Source organism: Amycolatopsis sp. cg9 (genome assembly GCF_041346945.1).
Taxonomy (GTDB): Bacteria; Actinomycetota; Actinomycetes; order Mycobacteriales; family Pseudonocardiaceae; genus Amycolatopsis.
In genome coordinates this window covers 1,710,815-1,736,875 of the sequence record NZ_CP166850.1, presented here as the reverse complement: position 1 = coordinate 1,736,875, position 26,061 = coordinate 1,710,815, and the positions used below count along the sequence as shown (strand labels likewise).

General features: G+C 71.3%; 26 protein-coding genes, 1 pseudogene and 1 riboswitch. Of the genes and pseudogenes, 14 read left to right on the top strand and 13 right to left on the bottom strand.

Annotated features, from left to right (window positions below; all coding sequences use genetic code 11):
* Positions 1-7: 7 nt before the first annotated feature.
* On the top strand, positions 8-1,018 hold the full coding sequence (locus AB5J73_RS07905; RefSeq protein ID WP_370969034.1) for a phosphatidylinositol-specific phospholipase C domain-containing protein: 1,011 nt from the start codon (positions 8-10) through the stop codon (positions 1,016-1,018).
* Here the strand turns inward: AB5J73_RS07905 and AB5J73_RS07900 are convergent.
* Positions 1,015-1,938: an NADP-dependent oxidoreductase gene (locus AB5J73_RS07900; RefSeq protein ID WP_370969033.1), complete on the bottom strand. Its 924-nt coding sequence runs from the start codon at positions 1,936-1,938 to the stop codon at positions 1,015-1,017. The two genes, AB5J73_RS07905 and AB5J73_RS07900, sit on opposite strands and share 4 nt — an antisense overlap.
* Positions 1,939-2,029: 91 nt before the next feature.
* Here AB5J73_RS07900 and AB5J73_RS07895 point away from each other — a divergent pair, with 91 nt between their 5' ends.
* Positions 2,030-2,407, top strand: coding sequence for a winged helix-turn-helix transcriptional regulator (locus AB5J73_RS07895; protein WP_370969032.1), 378 nt, complete (start codon positions 2,030-2,032; stop codon positions 2,405-2,407).
* A 93-nt stretch (positions 2,408-2,500) separates the two neighbouring features.
* The gene (locus AB5J73_RS07890; protein ID WP_370969031.1) at positions 2,501-4,012 is read left to right on the top strand and encodes an alkaline phosphatase family protein; all 1,512 of its coding nucleotides are present in this window, start codon (positions 2,501-2,503) and stop codon (positions 4,010-4,012) included.
* 43 nt (positions 4,013-4,055) lie between these two features.
* Here the strand turns inward: AB5J73_RS07890 and thiD are convergent, their stop codons facing one another.
* The 4 genes and pseudogenes from thiD to AB5J73_RS07870 all read right to left on the bottom strand — a co-directional run bounded on the left by thiD (position 4,056) and on the right by AB5J73_RS07870 (position 8,132).
* A complete protein-coding gene (gene thiD, locus AB5J73_RS07885; protein WP_370969030.1) occupies positions 4,056-4,859 on the bottom strand; it encodes a bifunctional hydroxymethylpyrimidine kinase/phosphomethylpyrimidine kinase in 804 nt (267 codons plus the stop codon).
* Positions 4,856-6,493, bottom strand: coding sequence for a phosphomethylpyrimidine synthase ThiC (gene thiC / locus AB5J73_RS07880; protein ID WP_370969029.1), 1,638 nt, complete (start codon positions 6,491-6,493; stop codon positions 4,856-4,858). The genes thiD and thiC overlap by 4 nt, the downstream gene beginning before the upstream one ends.
* Positions 6,487-6,609, bottom strand: a riboswitch (TPP riboswitch). Its footprint overlaps the gene before it by 7 nt.
* Positions 6,610-6,657: 48 nt before the next feature.
* The gene (locus AB5J73_RS07875; RefSeq protein WP_370969028.1) at positions 6,658-7,569 is read right to left on the bottom strand and encodes a S1C family serine protease; all 912 of its coding nucleotides are present in this window, start codon (positions 7,567-7,569) and stop codon (positions 6,658-6,660) included.
* A gap of 29 nt (positions 7,570-7,598) precedes the next feature.
* Positions 7,599-8,132: pseudogene (locus AB5J73_RS07870) on the bottom strand (LysE family translocator).
* A gap of 205 nt (positions 8,133-8,337) precedes the next feature.
* Here AB5J73_RS07870 and AB5J73_RS07865 point away from each other — a divergent pair.
* Positions 8,338-10,503, top strand: a complete 2,166-nt coding sequence (locus tag AB5J73_RS07865; RefSeq protein ID WP_370969027.1) for a glycoside hydrolase family 15 protein — start codon at positions 8,338-8,340, stop codon at positions 10,501-10,503.
* Between the two features lie 42 nt (positions 10,504-10,545).
* Here the strand turns inward: AB5J73_RS07865 and AB5J73_RS07860 are convergent, their stop codons facing one another.
* Positions 10,546-11,124, bottom strand: a complete 579-nt coding sequence (locus tag AB5J73_RS07860; protein ID WP_370969026.1) for a peptide deformylase — start codon at positions 11,122-11,124, stop codon at positions 10,546-10,548.
* A gap of 154 nt (positions 11,125-11,278) precedes the next feature.
* Between AB5J73_RS07860 and AB5J73_RS07855 the strand changes: the two genes are divergently transcribed.
* Together AB5J73_RS07855 and AB5J73_RS07850 are read left to right on the top strand one after the other, a co-directional pair.
* Positions 11,279-11,587, top strand: a complete 309-nt coding sequence (locus AB5J73_RS07855) for a DUF3263 domain-containing protein (protein WP_364528646.1) — start codon at positions 11,279-11,281, stop codon at positions 11,585-11,587.
* Complete coding sequence (locus AB5J73_RS07850; protein ID WP_370969025.1) at positions 11,584-12,207, top strand: LytR C-terminal domain-containing protein; 624 nt, start codon at positions 11,584-11,586, stop codon at positions 12,205-12,207. Before AB5J73_RS07855 ends, AB5J73_RS07850 begins: the two co-directional genes overlap by 4 nt.
* Positions 12,208-12,240: 33 nt before the next feature.
* Here the strand turns inward: AB5J73_RS07850 and AB5J73_RS07845 are convergent, their stop codons facing one another.
* From AB5J73_RS07845 to AB5J73_RS07835, 3 genes are all read right to left on the bottom strand, one after another.
* Positions 12,241-14,508 (bottom strand): AAA family ATPase, encoded by a 2,268-nt coding sequence (locus AB5J73_RS07845; protein WP_370969024.1) that lies wholly within the window; start codon positions 14,506-14,508, stop codon positions 12,241-12,243.
* Between the two features lie 232 nt (positions 14,509-14,740).
* Positions 14,741-15,688 (bottom strand): CDP-diacylglycerol--serine O-phosphatidyltransferase, encoded by a 948-nt coding sequence (pssA, locus tag AB5J73_RS07840; protein WP_370969023.1) that lies wholly within the window; start codon positions 15,686-15,688, stop codon positions 14,741-14,743.
* A 3-nt stretch (positions 15,689-15,691) separates the two neighbouring features.
* On the bottom strand, positions 15,692-16,417 hold the full coding sequence (locus AB5J73_RS07835) for a phosphatidylserine decarboxylase (protein ID WP_370969022.1): 726 nt from the start codon (positions 16,415-16,417) through the stop codon (positions 15,692-15,694).
* Between the two features lie 248 nt (positions 16,418-16,665).
* Here AB5J73_RS07835 and AB5J73_RS07830 point away from each other — a divergent pair, with 248 nt between their 5' ends.
* Positions 16,666-16,881 (top strand): hypothetical protein, encoded by a 216-nt coding sequence (locus AB5J73_RS07830; RefSeq protein ID WP_370969021.1) that lies wholly within the window; start codon positions 16,666-16,668, stop codon positions 16,879-16,881.
* 39 nt (positions 16,882-16,920) lie between these two features.
* Here AB5J73_RS07830 and AB5J73_RS07825 read toward each other — a convergent pair whose 3' ends face one another.
* Positions 16,921-17,205 (bottom strand): GlsB/YeaQ/YmgE family stress response membrane protein, encoded by a 285-nt coding sequence (locus AB5J73_RS07825; RefSeq protein WP_370969020.1) that lies wholly within the window; start codon positions 17,203-17,205, stop codon positions 16,921-16,923.
* 72 nt (positions 17,206-17,277) lie between these two features.
* On the opposite strand from AB5J73_RS07825, the gene AB5J73_RS07820 reads away from it, so the two are divergent.
* Both AB5J73_RS07820 and AB5J73_RS07815 read left to right on the top strand, forming a co-directional pair.
* Positions 17,278-17,838, top strand: coding sequence for a helix-turn-helix domain-containing protein (locus tag AB5J73_RS07820; RefSeq protein ID WP_370969019.1), 561 nt, complete (start codon positions 17,278-17,280; stop codon positions 17,836-17,838).
* Positions 17,835-19,088, top strand: coding sequence for an MFS transporter (locus AB5J73_RS07815; RefSeq protein WP_370969018.1), 1,254 nt, complete (start codon positions 17,835-17,837; stop codon positions 19,086-19,088). Before AB5J73_RS07820 ends, AB5J73_RS07815 begins: the two co-directional genes overlap by 4 nt.
* Here the strand turns inward: AB5J73_RS07815 and glp are convergent.
* Positions 19,042-20,235 (bottom strand): gephyrin-like molybdotransferase Glp, encoded by a 1,194-nt coding sequence (gene glp, locus AB5J73_RS07810; protein ID WP_370969017.1) that lies wholly within the window; start codon positions 20,233-20,235, stop codon positions 19,042-19,044. The two genes, AB5J73_RS07815 and glp, sit on opposite strands and share 47 nt — an antisense overlap.
* A 72-nt stretch (positions 20,236-20,307) precedes the next feature.
* Between glp and AB5J73_RS07805 the strand changes: the two genes are divergently transcribed.
* The 5 genes from AB5J73_RS07805 to groL all read left to right on the top strand — a co-directional run bounded on the left by AB5J73_RS07805 (position 20,308) and on the right by groL (position 25,329).
* Positions 20,308-20,985: a TIGR00266 family protein gene (locus AB5J73_RS07805; RefSeq protein ID WP_370969016.1), complete on the top strand. Its 678-nt coding sequence runs from the start codon at positions 20,308-20,310 to the stop codon at positions 20,983-20,985.
* The gene (locus tag AB5J73_RS07800; protein ID WP_370969015.1) at positions 20,985-21,608 is read left to right on the top strand and encodes an AIM24 family protein; all 624 of its coding nucleotides are present in this window, start codon (positions 20,985-20,987) and stop codon (positions 21,606-21,608) included. Before AB5J73_RS07805 ends, AB5J73_RS07800 begins: the two co-directional genes overlap by 1 nt.
* 112 nt (positions 21,609-21,720) lie before the next feature.
* On the top strand, positions 21,721-21,927 hold the full coding sequence (locus tag AB5J73_RS07795) for a cold-shock protein (protein WP_003085446.1): 207 nt from the start codon (positions 21,721-21,723) through the stop codon (positions 21,925-21,927).
* A gap of 64 nt (positions 21,928-21,991) precedes the next feature.
* The gene (locus AB5J73_RS07790) at positions 21,992-23,476 is read left to right on the top strand and encodes a serine/threonine-protein kinase (RefSeq protein WP_370969014.1); all 1,485 of its coding nucleotides are present in this window, start codon (positions 21,992-21,994) and stop codon (positions 23,474-23,476) included.
* 224 nt (positions 23,477-23,700) lie between these two features.
* Positions 23,701-25,329: a chaperonin GroEL gene (gene groL, locus AB5J73_RS07785; protein ID WP_086857657.1), complete on the top strand. Its 1,629-nt coding sequence runs from the start codon at positions 23,701-23,703 to the stop codon at positions 25,327-25,329.
* Between the two features lie 53 nt (positions 25,330-25,382).
* Here groL and AB5J73_RS07780 read toward each other — a convergent pair whose 3' ends face one another.
* Both AB5J73_RS07780 and AB5J73_RS07775 read right to left on the bottom strand, forming a co-directional pair.
* Positions 25,383-25,706 (bottom strand): hypothetical protein, encoded by a 324-nt coding sequence (locus tag AB5J73_RS07780; RefSeq protein ID WP_125308050.1) that lies wholly within the window; start codon positions 25,704-25,706, stop codon positions 25,383-25,385.
* A 125-nt stretch (positions 25,707-25,831) separates the two neighbouring features.
* Positions 25,832-26,044, bottom strand: a complete 213-nt coding sequence (locus AB5J73_RS07775) for a PspC domain-containing protein (protein WP_247017827.1) — start codon at positions 26,042-26,044, stop codon at positions 25,832-25,834.
* Positions 26,045-26,061 lie beyond the last annotated feature (17 nt).

Below are 26,061 nucleotides of genomic sequence, written 5' to 3'. Positions count from 1 at the left end.
AGCCTGGATGAAGCTCTCCTCGGTGGCACTCCTCACGGCCGCGCTCGTGCTCTCCGGAGCGACGGCGGCCAACGCGGACAGCCCGAAGCTTTCCCACGTCACGACGGTCGGCGTGCACAACACCTACGACCCGGCGGCCTACGACTACCTCGCGCGGGCGCTCGACGCGGGTTCGTCGCTGATCGAGCTGGACGTCTGGCCGGACTTCTTCACCCACGAGTGGAAGGTCAGCCACTCGAACCCGCTGGGGAACAGCAACAACTGCGTCGCGGCCACCTCGGCGTCGCAGCTGTACAGCGGCGGCAAGAACAAGAACCTGGAGTACTGCCTCGACGACATCCGGATCTGGCTCGCGGCCCACCCCGGGCACACGCCGATCACGCTCAAGCTCGAAATGAAGACCGGCTTCTCGGACAACACCGGGATGGGCCCGGACGAGCTGGACGCGACGTTCCGCGCGCACCTCGGCAGCGTCGCCTTCCGGCCGGCCGAGCTGCTCGGCGGCTACGGCACGCTCGACGACGCGGCCAAAGCGGACAACTGGCCGTCGGTGGACGCGTTGCGGGGCCGGGTGATCACCGAGATCATCCCGGGCACGGTCGAGGAGGGGAACCCGACCGACACGCTGAAGACCGACGTCGAGTACGCGCGGTACCTGGTCGGGCTCAAGAACGCCGGCAAGCTCGGCGACGCGAACATCTTCCCGACCGTGCACGGCGCGGCCGGCGGTGACCCGCGGGACAAGTACACCGCCGACCTCAAGCCGTGGTTCGTGGTGTTCGACGGCGACGCGAACACGTGGGTGACGCAGACCGGGCCGTGGTGGTACGACGCCAACCACTACTACGTCGTGATGACCGACGCGCAGAACGTCGCGCCGGCCATCGACGCCCACAACCCGACAGTCGACCAGGCCAACCAGCGCGTCGCCGACCTGGCGAAGCAGCACGCGTCGGTGGTCACCGCGGACTGGACCGGGCTCACGACCGTGCTGCCGCAGGTGGTCGCCCGGGGTTAGAGGGTCAGCACGAGCTTCCCGGACACGCGCCCGGACTCACCCAGCTCGTGCGCCTTGGCGACGTCTTCCAGCGGGAAGGCCTGTTCGACGCGGACCTTCAGCTGACCGGCTTCGACGAGCTCGACGAGGCCGGCCAGCCCGCCGCGGTCGGGTTCGACGAGGATCCGGCTCGTGCGCACACCGCGTTCGGCGGCGGCCGCTTCGACGCGGTCCGCGACCCCGCTGGGCACGCCGATCAGCAGGCCGCCCGGCTTGATCGCGGGGAGCCAGCGCAGGTCGCTGGCCTCGCCGACGAGTCCGAAGTAGACGTCCACATCGGACGTCGTGGCGTTCTCGTCGTGGTAGTCGATCGGCTCGTCGACGCCGAGCTCGCGCAGCAGGTCGTGCTTGCCCGCGCTGGCCGTGCCGATGACGTGCGCCCCGCGCGCCTTGGCGATCTGCACGGCGAGGTGCCCGACCCCGCCGGCCGCGGCGTCGACGAACACCCGCTGTCCCTCGTGGACTCCCGCGACGTCGACCAGTCCCTGCCACGCGGTGAGCCCGGCCAGCGGCAGCGCGGCGGCCTCGGCGAACGAGAGGACGGCGGGCTTGCGCACGAAGTGCCGCGACGGCGCGGTGACGTACTCCGCGTAGGCGTTGCCCGGGCGCGGGAACCACGGCATGCCGAGCACCTCGTCGCCCTCCCGGACGCCGGTGGCCCCGAAGCCGGCCTGTTCGACGACGCCGGCGACGTCCCAGCCGATGGTGAACGGCGGCTCGCCGAGGAACCCGCCGCCCGCCCGCACCTTCCAGTCGACGGGGTTGATCCCGGCGGCCCGCACCCGCACCAGGACCTCCGTGGGCCCGGGTTCCGGCCGCGGTGCCTCGGTGACGCGGAGCACCTCCGGCCCGCCGAGGGCCTGCTGGGTCACGATGCGCATTCCTTCACTCCTTCGTTCGTGGGTTGCGTCTTATACTCGGAGTGTTCGTCACTTTTCGCCAGAAGGCACTTCGAAGTGGAGTAGGTACCCGATGGAAACCACCTGGGACGTGTACCTTCGCAACTGCCCGTGCCGCGAAGTGCTGGATCTGCTGGCCAACAAGTGGACGGCGCTGATGCTCGGCGCGCTGGCCCGCGGCCCCCACCGCTTCGGCGAGCTGCGTCGCGCGGTCGACGGCATCAGCCAGAAGATGCTGACCCAGAACCTCCGCCGGCTCGAGCGCGACGGCTTCCTGACCCGCACGGTGTACCCGACCACGCCGCCGACCGTGGAGTACGCGCTGACGGAGATGGGGGCCGAGGTGGGCGCGCACCTGGTCGCGCTGAGCGCGTGGTCGCAGGCGAACTTCGGCCGCATCCGCACGGCCCGCGCGGAGTACGACGGGCGGGAGCTGCAGCCGGTCCGCTGATGGCTCGCCGGGTTTCGCCGGGCGTTCACCTCGTGGTCGCCGTCGCTCCCTAACCTCCGGATAACTCGTCCGAACCAATTTTCTGGAGGGTTCATGCGGAGACTGTTCTGCCTGGTCACGGCGTTGGTGGCGGCCGCCGGGCTGACCACCGGCGTGGCCGCGGGCGCGGCCAAGACGCCCAAGGTGCTGGTGATCGGGCTCGACGGCACGCGGTTCGACAAGCTCCTCGCGGCCGACACCCCGAACGTGCACGCGCTCGTCCGGCGCGGGTACTCGTCGCGCAGCTCGCTCTACGGCAGCGGCATGGCGCCCACGCTCAGCGGGCCGGGCTGGTCGTCCATCCTCACCGGCGTCTGGCCCGACAAGCACCTCGTGAAGGACAACGCGTTCACCGGCAACAACCTGGCGGCGTACCCGAGCTGGCTGGCCAGGGCGGAGTCGGCGAACCCGGCGCTGGACACGTACGCGGCGGTCGACTGGAAGCCGATCGGGGACAAGATCCTGCGCACCGGGCAGGACCGCAAGTACGTCCTCGACGGGGACAGCGCCGGCTACGAGAACACCGACCCGCAGCTCGCGGCCGACGCGGAGAAGCACCTCGCGCGGGACAGGGCGGATGCGTCCTTTGTCTACTTCGGACAGACCGACGAAGCCGGTCACGCCCACGGCGCCGACTCGGCGGAGTACGCGGCGACGCTGCGGGAAGACGACGCCCTGATCGGCCGGCTGCTGTCGGCGATCAGCTCGCGGGCCACGTACGCCGCCGAGGACTGGCTGATCGCGCTGACCACCGACCACGGCCACACCGGCCCGGGCGGCCACGGCGGCGACAGCCCCGAAGAGCGGATGACGTTCGTGGTCGCGGCGGGCGGCGCGGTGCCCGCGGGCACGCCGGCGGTGGCACCCAAGATCGTCGACGTCGCCCCGACGGCGCTGCGGCACCTGGGTCTTTCCGCGCCTTCGGACGGCTACGCGCTGGGCACGGTGCCGGCGGATGCCTTCGATTCGGCGGTCTTGAAGTCCCGTGTGGACGAAAGCGGCGTCCCGGCTTCGGTGCTGGGCTGGACGCACGACGCGCCTGCGGGCTGGACGGTCCGGACCGCGTCGGGCATGCCCGCGGGCGGCACCGAATGGCAGGGCTGGGCGTTCACGACGGACGACTTCTGGACGCGCACCGCGCCGGGCCAGGAGCGGGAAGCCAACGTGCGCGCCCGCGGCGTGTTCGCGGTGGCGGACCCGGACGAGTGGGACGACAAGGGATCGCCCTCGTCTCTCGGCACGTTCGACTCTTCGCTCGTCTCGCCGACGTTGCCGGTGTCCGGTAAGTCCACTGTGGACGTCGGCTTCATCTCGCACTACCGCCAGGACGGCACCCAGCGCGGCGCGCTGACGGTCTCGTTCGACGGCGGCCCGGAGCGCCCGGTGCTGTCGTACGGCCCGGAGTCGTCGACGGCCAACAAGGGCGGCGACGTCCTGGCCCAGCCGACGACGACCTCGGTGGCCGTCCCGGCGGGCGCGACGGCGGCGCGCTTCACGTGGCGCCTGTACGCGGCGGGCAACAACTGGTACTGGGCGGTCGACGCCCCACGCCTCACGACCCGCTGACCCCCTCGTGAGGGTGAAACAGGGTTCTAACCCTGTTTCACCCTCACGAGCGGTCCAGTACCCAGAACGGCGAGACCGGGCCCACGCCCGCGCCCAGCGAGTAGGAATCGGCGACGCAGCGCTCGATGAACTTCTTCCCCGCCGCCACGGCGTCCGGTACCGAACTGCCCTTCGCCAGCGACGCCGTGATCGCCGACGCCAGGGTGTCGCCGCCGCCGTGGGTGTTCTCCGTGATGTAGCGCGGGCCGCTCAGCTCGATGAACTCGCGGCCGTCCGAAAGCAGGTCCACGCAGTCTTCGGTGCCGACCAGGTGGCCGCCCTTGACCAGGACCCAGCGGGAGCCGAACTCCAGCAGGGCTTCGGCCGCCGCGCGCCGGGTGGCCGCGTCCACGACGGAGATCCCGGTCAACAGCCGGACTTCGTCGAGGTTCGGGGTGACCAGCGTGGCACGGGGGAACAGCTCCGTGCGGATCGCCTCCAGCGCGTCTTCACGAAGGAGGGCGTGCCCGGTCATCGACGCCGCCACCGGGTCGACGACCAGCGGGAAGTCCAGGCCGAGCTCGTCCAGGGTCTTCGCCACCGAGCGGATGATCTCGGCCGTCGCGAGCATGCCCGTCTTCGCCGCGTCGACGCCCATGTCGGACGCCACCGCCTTGATCTGGGCGGTGACCACGTCGGCCGGGATCTCCGTGAAACCCTGCACGCCCAGCGAGTTCTGCACGGTGACCGCGGTCAGCGCGACGAGCCCGTGGACGCCGTTCGCGAAGAACGTGCGCAGGTCCGCCTGGATGCCCGCACCACCGCCGGAGTCCGAGCCGGCGATGGTGAGGGCGGTCCGGGGTGTCACGGCTGCACCACGGGCAGGTAGACCTTGTTCCCCGCGTCCGAGAACTCCGCCGACTTCTCCGCCATGCCGGCCTCGATGGCCTCCACAGTGGACAGACCGTGCTCCTCGGCGTACTTGCGGACGTCCTGCGTGATCCGCATCGAGCAGAACTTCGGCCCGCACATCGAGCAGAAGTGCGCGGTCTTGGCCGGCTCGGCGGGCAGCGTCTCGTCGTGGAACGACCGCGCGGTGTCCGGGTCGAGCGAGAGGTTGAACTGGTCGTTCCAGCGGAACTCGAAGCGGGCCTTCGACAGCTCGTCGTCCCACTCCTGCGCGTACTGGTGGCCCTTGGCGAGGTCCGCGGCGTGCGCGGCGATCTTGTACGTGATCACGCCGGTCTTGACGTCGTCGCGGTTCGGCAACCCGAGGTGCTCCTTCGGCGTGACGTAGCACAGCATCGCCGTGCCGTACCAGCCGATCTGGGCCGCGCCGATGGCCGACGTGATGTGGTCGTACCCGGGCGCGATGTCCGTCGCGAGTGGACCGAGGGTGTAGAACGGCGCTTCGCCGCAGAGCTTCTCTTCGAGCTCGACGTTCTCCTTGATCTTGTGCATCGGCACGTGGCCGGGGCCTTCGATCATCACCTGCACGTCGTGCGAGCGCGCGATGTGCGTCAGCTCGCCGAGGGTTTCCAGCTCGGCGAACTGGGCGCGGTCGTTGGCGTCCGCGATCGAGCCGGGGCGCAGGCCGTCGCCGAGGGAGAACGTGACGTCGTACTGGCGCAGGAGCTCGCAGAGTTCCTCGAAGTGCGTGTACAGGAAGGATTCCTGGTGGTGCGCGAGGCACCACGCGGCCATGATCGACCCGCCGCGGCTGACGATCCCCGTGACGCGCCGGGCGGTCAGCGGGATGTAGCGCAGCAGCACGCCGGCGTGCACGGTGACGTAGTCCACACCCTGCTCGCACTGCTCGACGATGGTGTCGCGGTACACCTCCCACGACAGCTTTTCCGGCTCCCCGTTGACCTTTTCGAGCGCCTGGTAGATCGGCACGGTGCCGACCGGGACCGGCGAGTTGCGGATGATCCACTCGCGCGTCTCGTGGATCCGCTTGCCGGTGGACAGGTCCATGATCGTGTCGGCGCCCCAGCGGGTCGCCCACACCATCTTGTCGACCTCTTCCTCGACCGACGACCAGACGGCCGAGTTGCCCATGTTGGCGTTGATCTTCACCAGGAAGTTCTTGCCGATGACCATCGGTTCGGACTCGGGGTGCTTGCGGTTGACCGGGATCACCGCGCGGCCGCCGGCGACCTCGGCCCGCACGAACTCCGGGTCGACGCGCTCGCGGGCGGCGATGTACTCCATTTCCCTGGTCACGACGCCCTGTTTCGCCCACCCGAGCTGGGTGTTGTGCTCGCGGCCGTCGGCCCAGCCGGCGCGCAGCCGGTGCAGTCCACTGTGGACGTCGATCGAGGCTTCGGGGTCGGTGTACGGGCCCGAAGTGTCGTAGACGTCGAAGTGTTCGCCGTTGGAGAGGTCGATCCGGCGGGCCGGAACCCGGAGTCCGGACTCGGTCTGGTGGTACACCTTGCGGGACCCGGTGATCGGCCCCGTCGTGACGTTCAGCGCAGCATTGTTTTCCAGCGTCGTCAACGACTTTCACTCCCTACGCCGGCATTACCCGGTCAGGTTCATGCGGTCGGTGACGCCGGGAGAAACCCCAGTCACCCTCTCAGCCCGCCATGGCGCGAGCTCCCGCGTTGGTGTTGTGCCCCCGACCATGCCACGCCGGGTCGGGATACTCAAGTCCGGTCACCTCACCCGACCAACTCGGCGGGGGTCGCGTACACGTCGACCATGGCTCCGTTGCGCAGCACGGTGATCGGGAGCGCGGTGCCGATCACTTCCGCGAACAGCTGCCGCTGGATGCCCTGGGCGTCGGAGACGCGGGTGCGCCCGACGGTGAGCACGAGGTCGCCCGCCCGGAGGCCGGCCCGGTCCGCGGGCCCGTCGGAGACGACTTCGTGCACCCGCAGCCCGGCGCGCTGCCCGGTGCGCTCGGCGACGTCGTCCGGCAGCGGCGCGGGCACGCCGACGACGCCGAGGTAGGCGCGCCGCACCCGGCCTTCGACGACGAGCGTGTCGATGATCCGGCGGGTCGTCGCGTTGATCGGCACCGCGAGCCCGAGCCCGAAGCCGGCGACGGCGGTGTTGACCCCGACGACCCGGCCGGTGGAGTCGGCGAGCGCGCCGCCGCTGTTGCCGGGGTTGAGCGCGGCGTCGGTCTGGATGACGTCCTCGACGAACCGGGTGGTGCGCCCGTGCCGCACCGGCAGCGCCCGCCCGAGCGCGCTGACGACCCCGGCGGTGACGGTCCCGGAAAACCCGAGCGGGTTCCCGACGGCGACCACGAGCTGCCCGACGACCAGCCGGTCGGCGTCCCCGAGCGCCGCGGCCGGCGGCGTCTCCCCGCGCGCCCGCAGGACGGCGAGGTCGGACAGCGGATCGGCGCCGACGACGTCGAAGGGCACCTCGCTGCCGTCGGCGAAGGTGGCGGCCCCACGCCGGTGGTCGCTGACGACGTGGGCGTTGGTGAGCAGGTGGCCGTCGTCGGCGAAGACGACCGCCGACCCGCTGCCGCGCGCGAGCTGGACCCCGGCGACGTGCGGGGTGACGGTCTTCGCGACCGTGCTCACCGTGCGCGAGTAGGCGTCCATCGCGTCGTCCATGGGGCACCTCGATTACACCGTTGCAGGTACTACAAGTGTGCGCCCGGTTCGGCGGGAAGTCCGTTCGCTGCTGGTGAACCTCGGCTTTCGAGGGCGACGGTGATGCCGAAGCCGACCAGCAGCCCGCCCGAGGTGCGCTCGAGCCACTTCTTGACGTCGACCGCGATCCAGGCCGCGACGCAGACCAGCAGCGCGCCGGTGCCCGCGTGCGCCGGGACGAACTGCGGCAGGAACGACAGCGCGAACACGCCCGCCTTCGGGTTGCCGATGTTCGTGACGAGACCGGAGCGGAAGCTCGCGCCGGGCCGGATTTCCTTCTCCTCGCCGGAACTCCGGAAGAACAGGGCCTTGATCCCCAGGCGGATCAGGAAGAGCGCGCCCGCGAAGCGCAGGATATCTTACGCCGCTTGGGAAGCGGCGAGCAACGCCGTCAACCCGAACACCGCCGCGAGTCCCCAGAACGCGATGCCGGCTTCGATGCCGGCGATGGTCGCGAACGCGGTGCGCTTCGAGCCGCGGGCCGACTGCTTGATCAGCATGACCGTGGCGGGCCCGGGGACCATCGCGATGAGGAACGCGGCGGGGATGAACGCGAGCAGGTTCGGCATCGCCCGATGCGTGCGCGAACCGGACACGGTGGGCAAGCGGGTTACCGGACCAGTGACGGTCAGTGGTTCACCGGATCGGACCATGCGCCGGTGAAGATTCGGCGGCAGACTCCCAAAGCGCTTCTGTAACGGTGCAGAAGCGATCTTCTGTGGGGTTGATATGCGCAAACTCATGTTCGGCGCCCTCGCCGGGCTGCTGGTCACCGGCCTGATCCCGGCGACCGCGGTGGCCCAGGGAGAGGCTCCCGGCGCCCCGGGCGCCCATCCGAGCTGGCTGCCCGCGAACAAGACCGGTTTCGGGACCGCCCACGACCGCTCGTCCAACGTCTGGTTCACGCTCCAAGGCGGCCAGCTGTCCGAGGTCTACTACCCGGACCTGTCGACACCGAGCGTCCGGTCGATGAACTTCGTCGTCACCGATGGCCGCAGCTTCGCCGACATCGACCACTCGGCGAAGTCCCAGCAGGTCCGGCGGACCGACGACGACAGCCTGACCTACGAGCAGACCATCACCGACGACCAGCACCGCTGGCGCCTGCGCAAGACCTACGTCACCGACCCGGCCGCCACGACCGTGCTGGTGGACGTCGACTTCCAGTCGCTCACCGGGCGGCCGTACCAGCTCTACGCGGTCGCCGACCCGGACCTGACCAACGACGGCTCCGACGACTCGGCCGCGCGCAAGGGTGACACCCTCACCGCGCAGGACGCGACGAACGCCGCCGCGCTGGTCGCGAAGCCCGCCTTCACGAAGACCAGCGTCGGCTACGCGGGCTCGTCCGACGGGAACACGCAGCTCACCAAGACCTTCAAGCTGAACACCTACGACACCGCCGCCAAGGGCAACGTCCTGCTGACCGGGCAGACGAACGCCGACGGCGTCCGGAACCGGCACGTCACCCTCGCGCTCGGCATGGGCGCGAAGGCCGCCGACGCGCTCGGCAGCGCGCAGGCGTCGCAGCGACGCGGCGTCCGCGACATCACGCGCGCGTACGACCGCGGCTGGGCGCAGTACCTGCGGGGGATCAGCAAGCCGCCGTCGTCGCTGAAGACCGACGCCGAACGCGACCTCTACAAAGCGTCGATGCTGACCCTCGCCGCGAGCGAGGACAAGCACCACCCGGGCGCCTTCATCGCGTCGCCGAGCATGCCGTGGCGGTTCGGGAACAACGACCCGGAGTGGTCGCCGTCCGGCACCTACCACCTGGTCTGGCCGCGCGACCTCTACCAGATCGCGACCGGCCTGGCCGCCGGCGGCGACCAGGCCGCCGCGAACCGCGCGGTGAGCTACATGTTCGGCACGCAGCAGCAGGCCGACGGGCACATGCCGCAGAACAGCCGCGTCGACGGCGTGCCGTACTGGACGTCGATCCAGCTCGACGAAACCGCTTTCCCGATCGTGCTGGCCCAGCAGCTCGGGCGGACCGACCTGTGGCCCGGCGTCCGGAAGGCCGCCGACTTCATCATCGGCTACGTCGGCCCGGACGGGCAGCCGGCGCCGTACACCCAGCAGGAGCGCTGGGAGGAGCAGGACGGCTGGTCCCCGTCGACCATCGCGTCGGTGATCGCCGGGCTCGTCTGCGCCGCGGATCTGGCTTCGCACAACGGCGCGACGGCGGACGCCGCCCGGTACCTCGCCGCGGCGGACAAGTTCAAGGCCGACCTGCCCAAGCAGACGATCACCACGAACGGGCCGCTGTCGAAGGACCCGTACTTCGTCCGGCTCACGAAGGACGCGAACGCCAACGCTCCGACGAAGTACAACCTCGGCAACTCGAGCGTCACGATGGACCAGCGCGCGGTCACCGACGCGGGCTTCCTCGACCTGGTCCGGCTCGGTATCTACCGGGCGGACGACCCGGTGATCGAGAACAGCGTGAAGGTCACCGACAAGGACATCGCGTTCACCACGCCCACCGGGCAGTTCTGGCACCGGTACACGAAGGACGGTTACGGCGAGCAGGCCGACGGCTCGCCGTGGGACTACACGTTCCCGGCCGAGAGCCGCACGACGTTCGGCCGGCTGTGGCCGCTGCTCGCCGGCGAGCGCGGCGAGTACGAGCTGACGCTGGGCGACCCGGCCTCGGCCGCGCGGCGGCTGCGTGACCTCGGCCGGGTGAGCAGCTCGGCGGAGACCATGCCGGAGCAGGTGTGGGACGAGAACGCGCCGTCCGGCCAGACCGGCTTCCCGCCGGGCACGCCGAACAACTCGGCGACCCCGCTGGCCTGGACGCACGCCCAGTACGTCCGCCTCGCCTGGGACGTCAAGGCGGGCTCGGTCCTGGAGACGCCGCGGGTGGTCCGCTGCCACTTCCTCGGCTGCTGAACCGGCGAAGGGCCCCTCGGCTTCGAGGGGCCCTTCGCGGTATCAGATGACGGCGCCATCGTCCTCGGGGGTCTTGGGCGGGAGCCACTTGTTGCCGGGGACGCCCCACTTGTTGTGCTTGAGCATCTTCTTGGCCGCGCGCGCGTGCCGGCCGACCAGGCGGTCGAGGTAGATGTAGCCGTCGAGGTGGTCGGTCTCGTGCTGCAGGCAGCGCGCGAAGTAGCCGGTGCCCTCGACCTCGATCGGGTTGCCGTCGATGTCGGAGCCGGTCACCTTCGCCCACTTCGCGCGGCCCGTCGGGTACGACTCGCCGGGCGCCGAGAGGCAACCCTCCCAGTCGTCGTCCGGGTCCGGCATGGTCTCCGGGATCTCCGACGTCTCGAGCTTCGGGTTGACGACGACGCCCTTGTGGCGCACGCCCTCGTCGTCCGGGCAGTCGTAGACGAACACCCGCAGGTCGAGGCCGATCTGGTTGGCCGCGAGACCGACGCCTTCGGCGGCGTACATCGTCTCGAACATGTCGTCGACGAGCGTGCTCAGCTTGTCGTCGAACTCGGTGATCTCCCGGGTCGGCTGGTGCAGCACGGGTTCGCCGGCGATAACGATGGGGTGGATGGTCACGGCGAGCCAGTTTAGTCGGACCCTTCTGGTAGACCTGCATCAGACCGTGACGCGCCGGGGTCGATGCCCACGTCGGCGGCCGCTTCCGTGGTTGAATGGCGCCCGCGGAAGAGCTAGGTCTGATTCGCCATACGCCCGATTGAGAGGGACTCGGATGGACGCCGCGGAGTCGATGGCTGAGCCGCAGCCGTCGCCGCCGAAGCCCGTGCCCGGCCTGACCGAACGCGAGGTCGAAATCCTCGCCTTCGAGCGCCAGTGGTGGCGACACGCCGGGGCGAAGGAGAACGCCATCCGCGAGCGCTTCGACTTGTCCGCCACGCGCTACTACCAGCTGCTCAACAAGCTGCTGGAGAAGCCGGAGGCGATCGAAGCCGACCCGATGCTGGTGCGGCGGCTGCAGAAGACGCGAGCCGCCCGTCAGCGCAAGCGTGGCGCCCGGCGACTGGGGATCGAGCTGAAATGAGTGTGTTTTCGGGTATGTCCCGGCCGATGAAGGCCGCGGGCGTCGTGCTGATCGGCGTCGCCATCGTCGCGGCGGTCGTCGGCGGGATCACGGCGCTGAGCGGCGACGGCTCCAACGAGGCCGGGCCGAGCGGTACTTCGTCCACGCCGCCGGGCACCTCCGGCGGCACGTCCGCGCCGCCGGCCACCTCGTCGACGGCCACGCCGCCGTCGACCTCGACGAACCCGACCTCGCCCACGCCGCCGTCGCCGACGAGCCCGGCGCCCGGCCAGCCGACGCAGGGGCAGCCGGGGCAGCCCGGTGACCAGCAGGCGTCCAACAAGTGGGTGACCGTCCGGGTCTTCAACAACTCGACGATCAAGGGCCTGGCGGACCGGGCGGCGGAGGACTTCCGCGGCAGCGGCTGGAACGTCAACGAGGTCAGCAACTACTCCCAGGGCGTCATCCCGACGACGACGGCGTTCTACCGCCCGGGCACCGACGAGGAAGCCGCGGCCAAGCAGCTCGCCCAGGAGTTCGGCATCAAGGCCGAGCCGCGCTTCCCGGGCATCGAGAGCGCGAGCCCCGGCTTGATAGTGATCGTGACGAAGGAATACCAGTCCGGCCACAAGGGCAGCTGACCGGAAGGGGCCATCGGGTGATGGCCCCTTCGTTCACTCCCCGGCCTGCGTCTTCGCGTACGCCTCCAGCGTCGCGAGCTGGGCCGGGTCGAGGCTGGGCCGGACCGTCTTGCGGGCCGCGTCCAGGTGCGCCGCCGTGACTTCCCGGGCCTCCAGGGACTCGCGCATGGCCGTCAGGGCCGCTTCGCGGATCAGCGCGGCGCAGTCGGCGGCCGAGTAACCGTCCAGAGTGGACGCGACCTCGGCGAGGTCCACATCGGAGGCCAGCGGCGTGTTCTTCGAGCTGGCCGTGAGGATCGCGGCGCGGGCCTCGGCGTCCGGCGGCGGGACGTAGACGCGCCGCTCCAAGCGGCCTGGCCGCAGCAGCGCCGGGTCGACCAGCTCCGGCCGGTTCGTCGCGCCCAGCACGACGACCTCGCGCATCGGCTCGACACCGTCGAGCTCGGTGAGCAGCGCCGCGACCACGCGGTCCGCGACGCCGGAGTCCGACGACTGCCCGCGGCGCGGGGCCAGCGCGTCGATCTCGTCCAGGAAGATCAGCGACGGCGCGGCCTCGGCGGCCCGGCGGAACAGCTCCCGCACCGCGCGTTCGGACTCGCCGACCCACTTGTCCATCAGCTCGGCGCCCTTCACCGCGAAGACGTTCAGCGCGCCGGTGCCCGCGAGCGCCCGCACCAGGAATGTCTTGCCGCCGCCGGGCGGCCCGTACAGCAGCACCCCGCGCGGCGGCTCGACGCCGAGCCGGGCGAACGAGTCCGGGTACCGCAGCGGCCACAGCACGGCCTCGGTGAGGGACTGCTTGACGTCGACCATGTTGCCGACGTCGTCCAGGGTCAGCCCGCCGGTGGCCAGGTTGTCCGAAGTGGACATCGACACCGGGCGGACGGTGGCCAGCGCGTCCAGCAGGTCCTGCTGGGAGATCCGCGGCTCGTCGGTGTCGCGCTGGCGCAGCGCGGCCCGCAGCGCCGCGTCCCGCCGCAGTGCGATCAGGTCGGCCGCGACGAACCCGGGCGTCTTCTCGGCGAGGACGCCGCAGTCGATGCCCGAGTCGAGCGGGACGTCGCGGAGCAGCACGTTCAGCAGCTCGCGCCGGGTCTTCGCGTCCGGCAGCGCCAGGCCGAGCTCGCGGTCCAGCAGGTCGGCGGCCCGCAGCCGCGGGTCAGCGGACTCCGCACGGGCCGTCGTCGCGACGACGGCGAACCGCCCGCGGCGCAGGGCCGTCCGCAGCTCTTCCAGCACGACCGTGGCGACCGGCGGCGGGGAAGCCGCGGGCAGCAGCGCGTCGACGTCGGTGAGCAGCAGCACCGCGGGCCCCTCGGCGGAGCGGAGCGCCTCGCGCAGGCGCGCGACCGCGACGTTCGGGTCCAGGACCGCGAGGTTGGGCGCGGCCAGCGGCACCACGCGGATGTCGGCCTCGTTCGCGACCGACCGGACGAGCGTCGCCTTGCCGACACCTTCGGGCCCGGACAGCAGGACGCCGAGGTGGGCGGGCGCGCCCAGCCGCGCGAGCAGCTCGGGCCGGTGGAACGCCAGGTCGAACCACTCGCCGAGCTTGCGCACGGCGGCTTCGGCACCGATCAGGTCCGCCAGCGGGACGGCCGGTTCGACGACCTCCTCGACGGCGACCTCGTCCTCGACGATCTCCGCATCGATCCACTCCTCGGCCGCGGTCACGGCGGAGGTGCGCACCAGCGCGGTCGCCGTCCGGGGCGCGGCGGGCTCGGCGGCCGGTCGCGCGCCGTCGCGCCAGACGACCACTGTGGACGGTCCGACCGCGACCGGGCCGCCCGGCTCGGTCGCGGTGACGGTGAGCAGCTCGTTGGTCCAGGTCGCGCCGATCGCCCGGGACAGCTGACCGCGCAGCCCGGCCGGGTCGGACCCCGGCGTCGGCGCGAGGTCCTGCGGCAGCAGCGAAACGGCGTCGCCGACGGTCAGCACCTTGCCGATGAGCGCGAGCCGCAGCACGTGCGGGCTGACCGAGACGCTGGCGAGCCGTGACCCCGCGACGGTCACCGTCCTCGCCGCGGCGACCTCGGCCGGCGCGACCACGACCTCCGAGCCCTCGGTGACCCCGAGGTTCGACATGGTGACGTCGTCGGTGAGCAGCACCCCGGGCACCCCGGCCTCGTCGGCGGGCGCGGCGAGCGCGGCGCTGACCCGGGCCCCGGTGAGGTGCACCGCGTCCCAGGCCCGCAGGCCCAGCGCGTCGAGGACTTCGGGGTGCAGCCGCACGACGCCGCGGCGGGTGTCCAGCGCGGACGGGGTGTGCCGGACGGTCAGCGTGATCTGGGGGTGGCTCACGCCGTTCACCCTAGCGATCCGGTGCGCTCCCAGGCGTCGAAGTAGGTGATGTCCCGCACGGCCGGGCGAGCGGCGGGGCCGGAAGCCGCGCTGGGTCGTGGTCCGGCGGGTGGTGACGCCGGCAGCGCTGCCGAGCCTGCACCGCGCGCTGCCCGCGCTGGAGTCGGGCGACTGCGTGCCGGACTTCGGCTACCAGCTGGACCTGCTGATCGGCGGCCCGCGGACTTGAGGACTACTTGCGGCGCAGGCCGATCTGGCGCCACGAGCGGCGGCGCGGGCCCTGGCCGTTCTCGCTGCCTCGGGGCGTCCGGACCGTTTCGCGCGGCAAGCGGACCGCGCGCATCGCCGCGCCCGCGACCCGGCGGCGCAGCGGGGGACGCAGCCCCAGCCGGCGGGACGACCGGGCCCGGCGGATCGCGCGGCGCTCGCGCGGCGGGACCGTCCAGGCCTCCGGGTGCGCGGCCAGCCAGCGGTGGCGGTAGACCGAGTACGGGATGTGCGCCAGGTACAGGATCATCGCCACGAGCAGCGCGACCAGCGGGAACTGGATGATCGCCGCGGCCAGCAGGGCCACGCCGAGCAGCAGCGGGGCGATCGCCTTGGCCGGGGCCTTGACCGTCTTCAGCGACAGCGTCGGGATGCGGCTGATCAGCAGGGCCGCGATCGCGATCGTCCACGCCCACACGACGTACTGCGAGGACCACCACCCCTCGCCCCACTGGAGGTACGCCACCAGCGGCAGCATCGCCAGCAGGCCGCCCGCGGGGGCCGGGACGCCGACGAAGAACTCGCTGGCGTACGGCGGCTGCTCGGTGTCGTCCAGCAGCGTGTTGAACCGCGCGAGGCGCAGGATCATGCAGACGGCGAAGATCAGCGACGCCACCCAGCCGATCCGGTCCGCGCCGGTCTGCCAGACGTAGACGACCAGCGCCGGGGCCACGCCGAACGAGATGCCGTCGGACAGCGAGTCCAGCTCCGCGCCCATCTTCGACGTCGCATCGAGGAGGCGGGCGATCCGGCCGTCCAGGCTGTCGAGCACCGCGGCGATGCCGATCGAGGCGATCGCCATCGCGAAGTTCTTCGTCAGCGCGAACTGCACGGCCGAGAGGCCCGCGCACAGCGCCAGCACGGTGATGGCGTTCGGCAGCAACCGCACGCCGGGGGTGGTCACGCGGACCATCGATCAGCCCTTCGCCGGCGAGGCAGGGAGTTCCGCGATCACGGTCTCGCCGCCGACCGTGCGCTGGCCCTTGGCGACCAGCACGCGCGAGCCCGGCGGCAGGTAGAGGTCGACCCGCGAGCCGAAGCGGATGATGCCGTAGGTCGCGGCGGCGCCGACCTTGTCGCCCTCGCGGATCTCGCAGAGGATGCGGCGCGCGACCAGCCCGGCGATCTGCACGACGACGAGCTCGTGGCCGTCTTCGGTGCGCATCAGCACGGAGTTGCGTTCGTTGTCCTCGCTGGCCTTGTCCAGGTCGGCGGAGAGGAACTTGCCGGGGCGGTAGGCGACCCGCTCGATCACGCCGTTCGCCGGCACGCGCTGGACGTGCACGTCGAACACCGAGAGGAACACCGAGACGCGCATCCGCGGTTCGGCGGGCAGGCCGAGCTCGGCTGGCGGGACGGCTTCCTCGATCAGCGACACGAGACCGTCGGCCGACGCGAGCGCGACGCCGTCGCGCGGCGGCGGGACCCGCTTCGGCTCGCGGAAGAACGCGGCCATCGCCACGGTCGCGAGCGCGCCGACGACGCCGAGGCGCTTGGAGAACCGGCGGGCGACCAGCGTCGCGACCGCGCCACCCGCCACGAACGGGCGACCGGCGGGGTGCATCGGGGGCAGCGTTTCGCGGGCGAGCTGGACGGCGTGCGCGACTGGGTTGCCGGCGGGCTCCGGCCGGGTGCCGCTCATGGTCGGGTCCCCTGGTTTCGTGTCGGAAGAACGGGTCGGCGCCGGGGTCCGGCAGCCGCGTACGGGCGCCACCACGCTACCGCTGCCCCAGGTGAGCGTGTCCGAGTCCCCCTCGGTGGCTCCTCCGCGAGGGGGTCACCGCGAAGGGTGGGAGCGACCACATCCCGGTAACGGAAGGTCGATTTCACCGATGACTCTAAGTAGTTGACGCCGTTCGGGGCGCTGCCCCGCCCGACCTGTGAGGGACGATGACCGATCACCGCGATCCCGCCGACGCTCGCCTGGCCGAGCTGTTCGGTGCGTGGCGCGCGGAGATCGACGAGGTGCCGCTGCCGTCGCTGGTGGACCCGGTGCGCGCCGTCGACGTCGTCATCGAAGCGAAGAGAAATGGGGGCCGGGTGCATCCGCCCCCCGACGGCGCATGCACCCGGCCACCGGGCAATGCGCGTGACGAAGCAGTCTAGCGGCTGAAGGCCTGTCGATCACGATTCGTCCGGGAAAAGTTACCAACGGTCACTCGGACGACGGCCGAGCCCGCTCACGAGCCGCAGGATCGCCAGCAGCACGACGGCGCCGAGGACGGCCACGCCGAAGCTGGGGAAGTCGAAGTCGAACGTCTTCTCCTGGCCGGTCGCGAGCCGGTAGGCCAGCCCGCCCAGCGCCGCGCCGACCACGCCGACGAGCACGCTGACCAGGCAGCCCTGCCGGCGCCGCGCCCGGCCGCCGACGACCAGGTTCGCGGCCCAGCCGACGATCGCACCGAAGATCACCCACGCGACGAAACCCATGGCGGGAGCTTACGCGAGCAGTTGTACAAGAGTCATTGCGCAATTATTCTTGTACAACTACTCTTGTGCGTCATGAGCGACGACATCCGGGAGATCCGGGATTCGAAGGTGCTGGCGGCCATGTCGCACCAGCTGCGCCGCCGGCTCCTGGAGCTGCTCCGCCTCGACGGCCCCGCGACCGCGTCGATGCTGGCCGGGAAGACCGGGCAGGCGGTCGGCAACGTAAGCCACCACATGAAGGTCCTGGCCGCGGCGAAGCTGGTCGAGGAGGCCCCGGAACTGGCCCGCGACCAGCGGGAGCGGTGGTGGAAGCGCAGTGCGAAGACCCTGCGGTGGGCCGCGGCCGACTTCCCCGGCGACCCGGTCGCCGAGGCCGCCGAAGTCCTCGTGCTCGACCACCAGGTGGCGGTCGCCCGCGAATGGATCGCCAACCGGGAGAGCTACCCCGAAGAGTGGCGTGGCGCGCCGTTCAGCATCGACACGTGGGTGCGGCTCTCGCGCGCGGAGCTCGACGAGCTGAACGAGCGGATCTTCCTCCTGATCAGCGAGTTCGAGAACCGCACCGAACCCGGTGACGCCGTCGAGCGCCGGCCGGTCTTCTTCGCCGCACGGGCGTCGCTGGGCAAGCCGTGAAGGGGCTCTGGGGGAACAGGGACTTCCGGCTGCTCTGGACCGGCGAGACGACCAGCATGCTCGGCAGCATGGTCGCGAGCACGGCGTTGCCGCTGGTCGCGGTGGTCACGCTGCAGGCGAGCACCTTCGGGGTCGCGCTGCTGACGGCGGTGGCCTGGCTGCCGTGGCTGGTGATCGGCCTGCCGGCCGGCGCCTGGGTCGACCGGCTGCCGAAGCGCCCGGTGATGCAGGTCTGCAACACCGTTTCGATGGTGGTGTTCGGCAGCGTGCCCCTCGCTGCCGCCTTCGGCCTGCTGACCCTGCCGTACCTGCTTGCCGCCGCCCTGCTCGGCGGCGTCGCGAAGGTCTTCTTCACCCTCGCCTACCGGGCCTACCTGCCGGTGCTGGCGCGCGACCACGAACTGCTCGAAGCCAACGCGAAGCTGCAGGGCAGCGAGTCCGCGACGCAGGTCGCCGGGCCGGGCGTGGCCGGGCTGCTGGCCCAGGTGTTCGGCCCGGTCAGCGGCATCCTGGCGGACGCGGTCAGCTTCGGCGTCTCCGTGCTGTGCGTGCGGGCGATCCGGGCGCGCGAAACCGTCGTGCCGAAGCCGAAGGCGTCGATGCGCAGCCAGATCGCCGAGGGCCTCCGGTTCGTCGTGCGCGACCGGTACCTGCGGTCGTTGATGACGTTCGGCGCCGTCTCGAACCTCGCCCTCACCGGGTACAGCTCGATCCAGATCGTCTTCCTGTCCCGCACGCTCGGCACCGCGCCCGGCCTGGTCGGGCTGGTACTGGCGCTGGCCGCGTCGGGCGGGGTGCTCGGCGCGGCCGCGGCCGGGCGGCTCGCCGCGCGCTTCGGCGCCGCGCGCGCGTGGCTGCTGTGCGAGGGCTTCGCCGCGCCGATGCTGCTGCTCGGGCCGCTGAGCGAGCCGGGCTGGGGCCTGGTGCCGTTCGTGCTCGCGTTGTTCGGGGTCTGCGCCGGTGTCGTCGCCGCGAACGTGCTGGTCACGACGTTCCGGCAGCAGTACTGCCCGCCGGAGCTGTTCAGCCGGATCAACTCGAGCATGTCGATCGTCAACTACGGCTCGATCCCGGTGGCCGGCGTCCTCGGCGGCGTGCTGGGCGAAGCGATCGGCATCCGCGAGACGCTCTGGGTGGCCGCGGGCTCGCTGATCGTCGCGTTGCCGCTGCTCGCGCCGTACCGGAAGCTGCGCGAGTTCCCGGTCAGAGCAGCAGCACGTCCACCTCTTGCCCGACCGCTGCCGAAGTGACGTCCTCCGGCAGCACGATCAGGCAGTTGGCCTGCGTGAACGCGGCCAGCAGGTGCGACCCCGGCCCGCCGCGCGGCCCGACGATCCCGGTCACCTCGCGGTCGGACGGCGTGAACACGCCCCGGCGGTACTGGCGGCGGCCGGCGGGCGAGCTCATCTCCTCCGTCAGCCGGGCCCGCACGCGCCGCCGCGAGACGTCGGTGTGGCCCATGGCCGTCAGCAGCGCCGGGCGCAGGAACGCTTCGAACGACACCAGGACGCTCACCGGATTGCCGGGCAACGTCACCACCGGCACGCCCTGCCAGCGCCCGCAGCCCTGCGGCCCGCCCGGCTGCATCGCGATCTTGGCGAACTCGACGCCCTGGCCGGTCAGCGCGTCCTTGACCACCTCGTAGGCGCCCGCGCTGACGCCGCCGGACGTCACCAGCAGGTCGGCGTCGGCCAGCTTCGGCTCGATGACCTTGCGGAACTCCTCGACGTCGTCGACGACGCTGCGGACGACGTCGACCTCGCAGCCGAGGGCGCGGATCGCGGCGGCGAGCATCACGCTGTTGGACTCGTAGATCTGGCCGTGCCGCAGCGGGGCGGGCGCGTCGATCAGCTCGGTGCCGGTCGAGGCGACCAGCACCCGCAGCGGCCGGTGCACCCGGACCTCGGCCAGCCCGACCGCGGCCGCGAGGCCGAGCTGGGAGTGGCCGAGGACCGTCCCGGCGTGCAGGGCGACGCTGTCGGCCACGACGTCCTCGCCGGTCCGCCGGATGTGCGCGCCTTCGCGGGCAGGCGCCGAGATCGTCACGGTCTCCGTGCCGCCGTCGGTGTCCTCCACCATCACCACCGCGTCCGCGCCGGGCGGCAGCGGGGCACCGGTCATGATCCGGTGCGCGGTGCCCGGCTCGAGGGGCCGGAAGTCGACCCGGCCGGCCGGGATGTCGTCGGCCACCGGCAGGGTCACCGGCGCCGCGGTGACGTCGGCGGCGCGGACCGCGTAGCCGTCCATCGCGGAGTTGTCGAAGGGCGGCAGGGAGACGCCGGCCCGCACGTCCTCGGCCAGCACGAGGCCGGCCGCGGCGGCGAGGGGCAGCGTGGCCGCGGGTGCGGTGCCGAGCAGTTCGGCGACGCGGTCGCGGTAGTCGTCGACGGAGATCACCGGACCATCCTCCCCGCCTTTCGGGCTCGTGCAAGACTCTGCCCGTCACGAGCACGCCGATGGGGAGCAAGCATGCAGGTTCAGGTCCGTCAACAGCCTTCGTTCGCCGTCGCCCGGCTGATGCTGGCGCCCGGGGAGCCGTGCCAGGTGGAATCCGGCGCGATGATGGCCACCAGCTACGGCGTGCAGGTCCAGTCGCAGGCACAGGGCGGGATCATGAAGGGGCTCGGCCGCGCCTTCCTCGGCGGCGAGTCCTTCTTCATCTCCACCTTCACCGCGCCGCAGAACGGCGGCTGGGTCGACGTCTCGGCCAACCTGCCCGGTGACATCCAGGTGATCCCGCTCGACGGCCGCACCGGCTGGGCCGTCACCCGCGGCTGCTGGCTCGCGTCGTCGCACGGCGTGCAGACCGAGACCAAGTGGGGCGGCATGAAGAACCTGATGGGCGGCGAGGGCGGGTTCCTGACCCACGCCACCGGACAGGGCCAGCTGCTCGTCTCCTGCTACGGCGCGGTCGAGACCATCACACTGCAGCAGGGCGAGATGGTCACCGTCGACACCGGGCACGTGGTCGCGTACGCCGACACCGTGCAGTACCAGATCCGGAAGGTCGCGCAGGGCATCATCCAGTCCATGAAGAGCGGCGAAGGCCTGGTGTTCGACTTCGTCGGCCCGGGCCAGATCATGACGCAGACGCGCAACCCGTCCGCGTTGGTGAACTGGATCATCTCCCACGTCCCCTCCCGCTGATGCGCGTCCAGACCCGGCACACGCCCGGCTTCGGCGTCGCCCGCGTCCTGCTGGACCCGGGCGAGGCCGTGCAGGCGGCACCCGAGACGTTGCTCGCCAGCCGGTTCGGGGTCACCGAAACCCCGGCCGGCCGCGGCGGCGTCCGCGCGAGCAAGGCGACGGCGGTGGTCTACACCGCGCCGTCCGACGGCGGCTGGATCGACTTCGCGCCGCTGCGCCCCGGCGACGTCTACCCGCTGGACGTCGGCGGCAGCACCGGCTGGTCGGTGCACCGCGACGCGGTGCTGGTAAGGCCCTCGACGGTCCGGCACGACCCGAACTGGACGCCGTTGCAGCAGCTCTTCGGCGCCGACTCGGGGTTCCTCGAGCACTACAGCGGAACCGGCCCGCTCGTGCTGGCCGCGCCCGGCCCGGTGGACGCGTTCGAACTGGGCAAGGGCGAGCTGGTCACGGTCCGGCCGGACTACCTGCTGGCCTACCCGGACACCGTCCAGTGCCGCCTGCGGGCGCTCGACCCGGGCGGCTCGCAGTCGCTGCGCAGCGGTGAAGGGCTCGCCGTCGACTTCGCGGGGCCGGGGACCGTGCTCGTGCACGCGCGGAACAGACGCCTTTCGGGCACGTGATCTTCGGACGAATTGCCCATTGCCGCGGACAATAATTCCGGTAGCGTGATTGGCACTTCCGCCGCTGGCATCCGCTCGGGCCAGCGGATCCTTTGTGCTGAGGGAGGGCGCCGTGGCTGTCGGCACCGTCAAATGGTTCAACTCGGAAAAGGGCTACGGGTTCATCGAATCCACGGAGGGGCCGGACGTCTTCGTCCACTATTCGGCCATCCAGTCCGAAGGATTCCGCACTCTGGACGAAGGCGATCGCGTCGAGTTCGAAGTGCAGTCCGGCCGCGACGGTCGTAGCCAGGCAGCCGACGTGCGGAAGGTTTCGTAGCCACTCGCTCACCTGATCGGCGAACCCCCGGCAAGCGCCGAACCTGGGGCGTTAGGCTGCGGGCGTGACAGGCGATGTGTCGGGGGACCTCACCGGTCGCCGGCTGGGCAACTACCGCATCGACGGGGTGCTCGGCAAGGGCGGCATGAGCGTCACCTACAAGGCCACGGACGTGCGTCTCGGCCGCAAGGTGGCGCTGAAGGTGATCGGTGACCACCTCGGGGCCGACGCCGAGTTCCGCGAGCGGTTCGTCGACGAGGCGCGCAACACCTCCGCGATCGACCACGCCAATGTCGTGCCGCTGTACGACTTCGGCGAGCTCGACGGCATGTTGTACATCGCCATGCGGATGGTCGACGGCGGTGACCTCGCCGGCTTGATCGCCGGCGGCCCGATCGCGCCCGCGCGCGCCCTGACGATGCTCGACCAGGTCGCGGACGCCCTCGACACCCTGCACAACCGTGGTCTGGTCCACCTGGACGTCAAGCCGGCGAACGTGCTCGTGACGAAGAAGGAGACGTCGCGCGAGCACGTCTACGTCGCCGACTTCGGGCTGACGCGCCGCGGTGCGACCGGTCACCGGACGCGCGGCGGCGACTTCCTCGGTTCGCCCACGTACGCGGCGCCGGAGCACCTGCGCGGCGAGCCGCTGGACGGGCGCACCGACCAGTACGCGCTGACGTGCGTCCTCTACGCGTGCCTGACGGGGAGCCCGCCGTTCAAGGGCGACGTGCCGACGGTGATCAAGGGGCACCTCAACGGCGAACCGCCGGCGATCTCGCGCGCCGTCGCGCTGCCGCCGTCGATCGACGAGGTCGTCCGCAAGGGGATGGCGAAGAACCCGGCCGACCGCTACCCGAGCTGCGTCGAGATGGTCGCGGCCGCCCGCCGCGCGCTCGGCCAGCTGGCCACGTCCGACACCCCGCCGGGCCCGCCCGGGTCCAATTCGGGTGGAGTTCCCGCGCCGCACCGTCCTGGTCAGGTACAACAGGGGCCGCACCAGAACAGCGCACCGCAGGGAGAGGGGGCCCCCGTGCACCCGTACGGAGGACAGCAGCAGCCCGGCTACGGCCAGGGGCCGCAAGGTCCTGGCGGTCCGCAGGGGCCACCGCCCCAGGGGATGCCGCCGCAGGGCCCGCCGCCCGGGTACGGCTACCCGCAGCAGCAGCCGGGCATGCCGCCGCAGGGCATGCCCCCGCAGGGCTACGGCTACCCGCAGCAGCCGGGCATGCCGCCGCAGGGGCCACCGCCCGGCTACGGCCAGGACCCGATGCGCCTGCGCCCGCCGATGCCCGCGGGCGGCGCCGGCGCGTTCCACCAGCCGAAGAGCAGCGGCGGCAAGAAGTGGATCTTCATCGTCCTCGGGCTGGTCGTCGTGGCCGGCCTGGTCGTGGGCGCGATCTTCCTGTTCAACGGCGACGACAGCGGCGGCGGTGGCCAGACGACGGCCCCGAACATCCCGGTCGGCCCCGGCGGCGACTCGCAGACCAACCCGACGTCGTCGCTGAACGCCCCGCCGACGTCGATCACCATCAAGCCGAGCAACTGATCGTGCGGCGCTGAGCAGGTCTTCTTGCACTCTCCCCCCGAGAGTGCTAAACACGGTCTTGGCACTCGACGCCGTCGAGTGCCAAAGGTCGGGACGGTGAGGCTGACCCCCACCCGGGTGCAGTCGTCCGTCGCGGGCACCGAGCCTGGCCGAGGAAAGAGTCCTGCTGCCGCCGCTGTCGACCAGCGCGGCGGTGGCGCCCAATACCGGAGGACCACACCGCAATGGCCAAACTGATCGCGTTCGACGAGGACGCCCGCCGCGGTCTTGAGCGCGGCTTGAACACCCTCGCCGAAGCCGTCAAGGTGACCCTCGGCCCGCGGGGCCGGAACGTCGTGCTCGAGAAGAAGTGGGGCGCGCCGACCATCACCAACGACGGTGTCTCCATCGCCAAGGAGATCGAGCTCGAGGACCCGTGGGAGAAGATCGGGGCCGAGCTCGTCAAGGAGGTCGCCAAGAAGACCGACGACGTCGCGGGTGACGGCACCACCACCGCCACCGTGCTCGCCCAGGCCCTCGTCCGCGAGGGGCTGCGCAACGTCGCCGCCGGCGCCGACCCCATCTCCCTCAAGCGTGGCATCGAGGCGGCCGTCGAGGCCGTCACCGAGCAGCTGCACAAGGCCGCCGTCCAGATCGAGACCAAGGAGCAGATCGCTGCTACCGCCTCGATCTCGGCCGCTGACCGCACCATCGGCGAGCTGATCGCCGAGGCGCTGGACAAGGTCGGCAAGGAAGGCGTCGTCACCGTCGAGGAGAGCAACACCTTCGGTCTCGAGCTCGAGCTCACCGAGGGCATGCGCTTCGACAAGGGCTACATCTCCGGTTACTTCGTGACCGACCCGGAGCGTCAGGAAGCCGAGCTCGAGGACCCGTACATCCTCCTCTTCGGCTCCAAGATCTCCACCGTCAAGGACGTCCTGCCGCTGCTGGAGAAGGTCATCCAGTCCGGCAAGCCGCTGCTGATCATCGCCGAGGACGTCGAGGGCGAGGCCCTGGCCACCCTCATCGTCAACAAGATGCGCGGCACCTTCAAGTCCGTCGCCGTCAAGGCCCCGGGCTTCGGTGACCGCCGCAAGGCGATCCTGCAGGACATCGCGATCCTGACCGGTGGCCAGGTCATCTCCGAGGACGTCGGCCTCAAGCTGGAGAACGCGGACCTGTCCCTGCTGGGCAAGGCCCGCAAGGCCGTCATCACCAAGGACGAGACGACCATCGTCGAGGGTGCGGGCGACGCCGACCAGATCCAGGGTCGCGTCAACCAGATCCGCGCCGAGATCGAGAACTCGGACTCGGACTACGACCGCGAGAAGCTGCAGGAGCGGCTCGCGAAGCTGGCCGGCGGCGTGGCCGTCATCAAGGCCGGCGCCGCGACCGAGGTCGAGCTCAAGGAGCGCAAGCACCGCATCGAGGACGCGGTGCGCAACGCGAAGGCCGCCGTGGAAGAGGGCATCGTCGCCGGTGGTGGCGTGGCCCTGATCCAGGCCGCCGAAGCCGCGTTCGCGGGCCTGAAGCTCGAGGGCGACGAGGCCACCGGTGCCAACATCGTCAAGGTGGCCGTCGAGGCCCCGCTCAAGCAGATCGCGATCAACGCCGGCCTCGAAGGCGGCGTCGTGGTGGAGAAGGTCAAGGGCCTGCCGCAGGGTCACGGCCTCAACGCCGCCACGGGTGTCTACGAGGACCTGCTCGCCGCCGGCGTGCCGGACCCGACGAAGGTCACCCGCTCCGCGCTGCAGAACGCCGCTTCCATCGCGGCGCTGTTCCTGACCACCGAGGCCGTCGTGGCGGACAAGCCGGAGAAGGCTTCGGCCGCTCCCGCCGACCCGTCCGGTGGCATGGGTGGCATGGACTTCTGAGTCCGGTCGCTTGACGGGAAAAGCCCGGTCCGCTTCGGCGGGCCGGGCTTTTCCTATGGTTTCGTGAAGAACCAGACGGCGTAGGCGCCCAAGATGACGACGCCGAGCGCGAGCACGCCGAGGCCCCCGAGCCAGGCGGTGCTCGCTTCTTCCGCTTCCAGCGCGACGACGATCGCGCCGATCCCGGTGAGCAGGATCCAGATCGCCAGCCCGGCGGCGGTGTAGAGCACGGTCTTCGTGACCGTCGTGCTGCCGGTGTCGTTGAACGCGAGCGCGAAGAACGCGGCGAAGGCGGTCAACCCCAGCCCGGCGATCAGGTACAGGCCGCCCAGGATCCCGACGACGACCTTCGCGGCCGTCCTGCTCCCTTGATCCACGAGAGCGGACCCTAACCCCTCGAACGGGGCCCGCGCCGTGCTTTTGCGCCGCCCGGCCTACCGTGCTCGGCCGAACGCACCCCCGGCGGGCACCGGTTCCCCCTGCGAACCGGCGCCCGCCCCCGTCAGGAGTCCTCTTCCGGCGTCAGGATGGCGGCCGCGACGTAGATCGGGATCGCGATGCCGACCGAGAGGAACACGGCGGCGACCAGGCCGATGCGCAGGACGTTGGCGTCGATGCCGAGGTAGGTGGACCAGCCACCGCAGACGCCGGTGAGCATCTTGTCGGAGCGGCTGCGGCGGAGCTTCTTGGCGGGGGTGTACACGCTGTTCGTCATGGCTCAATACTGGCTCG

What these genes read in the sequence shown, in the direction of transcription:
- AB5J73_RS07775 (WP_247017827.1), bottom strand. Translation starts at nt 26,044, where the DNA reads ATGACGAACAGCGTGTACACCCCCGCCAAGAAGCTCCGCCGCAGCCGC.
- AB5J73_RS07830 (WP_370969021.1), top strand. Translation starts at nt 16,666, where the DNA reads ATGACCGATCACCGCGATCCCGCCGACGCTCGCCTGGCCGAGCTGTTC.
- AB5J73_RS07835 (WP_370969022.1), bottom strand. Translation starts at nt 16,417, where the DNA reads ATGAGCGGCACCCGGCCGGAGCCCGCCGGCAACCCAGTCGCGCACGCC.
- AB5J73_RS07905 (WP_370969034.1), top strand. Translation starts at nt 8, where the DNA reads ATGAAGCTCTCCTCGGTGGCACTCCTCACGGCCGCGCTCGTGCTCTCC.
- AB5J73_RS07895 (WP_370969032.1), top strand. Translation starts at nt 2,030, where the DNA reads ATGGAAACCACCTGGGACGTGTACCTTCGCAACTGCCCGTGCCGCGAA.
- AB5J73_RS07850 (WP_370969025.1), top strand. Translation starts at nt 11,584, where the DNA reads ATGAGTGTGTTTTCGGGTATGTCCCGGCCGATGAAGGCCGCGGGCGTC.
- groL (WP_086857657.1), top strand. Translation starts at nt 23,701, where the DNA reads ATGGCCAAACTGATCGCGTTCGACGAGGACGCCCGCCGCGGTCTTGAG.
- AB5J73_RS07820 (WP_370969019.1), top strand. Translation starts at nt 17,278, where the DNA reads ATGAGCGACGACATCCGGGAGATCCGGGATTCGAAGGTGCTGGCGGCC.
- AB5J73_RS07800 (WP_370969015.1), top strand. Translation starts at nt 20,985, where the DNA reads ATGCGCGTCCAGACCCGGCACACGCCCGGCTTCGGCGTCGCCCGCGTC.
- AB5J73_RS07900 (WP_370969033.1), bottom strand. Translation starts at nt 1,938, where the DNA reads ATGCGCATCGTGACCCAGCAGGCCCTCGGCGGGCCGGAGGTGCTCCGC.
- AB5J73_RS07865 (WP_370969027.1), top strand. Translation starts at nt 8,338, where the DNA reads ATGCGCAAACTCATGTTCGGCGCCCTCGCCGGGCTGCTGGTCACCGGC.
- AB5J73_RS07875 (WP_370969028.1), bottom strand. Translation starts at nt 7,569, where the DNA reads ATGGACGACGCGATGGACGCCTACTCGCGCACGGTGAGCACGGTCGCG.
- AB5J73_RS07855 (WP_364528646.1), top strand. Translation starts at nt 11,279, where the DNA reads ATGGACGCCGCGGAGTCGATGGCTGAGCCGCAGCCGTCGCCGCCGAAG.
- AB5J73_RS07805 (WP_370969016.1), top strand. Translation starts at nt 20,308, where the DNA reads ATGCAGGTTCAGGTCCGTCAACAGCCTTCGTTCGCCGTCGCCCGGCTG.
- AB5J73_RS07825 (WP_370969020.1), bottom strand. Translation starts at nt 17,205, where the DNA reads ATGGGTTTCGTCGCGTGGGTGATCTTCGGTGCGATCGTCGGCTGGGCC.
- pssA (WP_370969023.1), bottom strand. Translation starts at nt 15,688, where the DNA reads ATGGTCCGCGTGACCACCCCCGGCGTGCGGTTGCTGCCGAACGCCATC.
- AB5J73_RS07890 (WP_370969031.1), top strand. Translation starts at nt 2,501, where the DNA reads ATGCGGAGACTGTTCTGCCTGGTCACGGCGTTGGTGGCGGCCGCCGGG.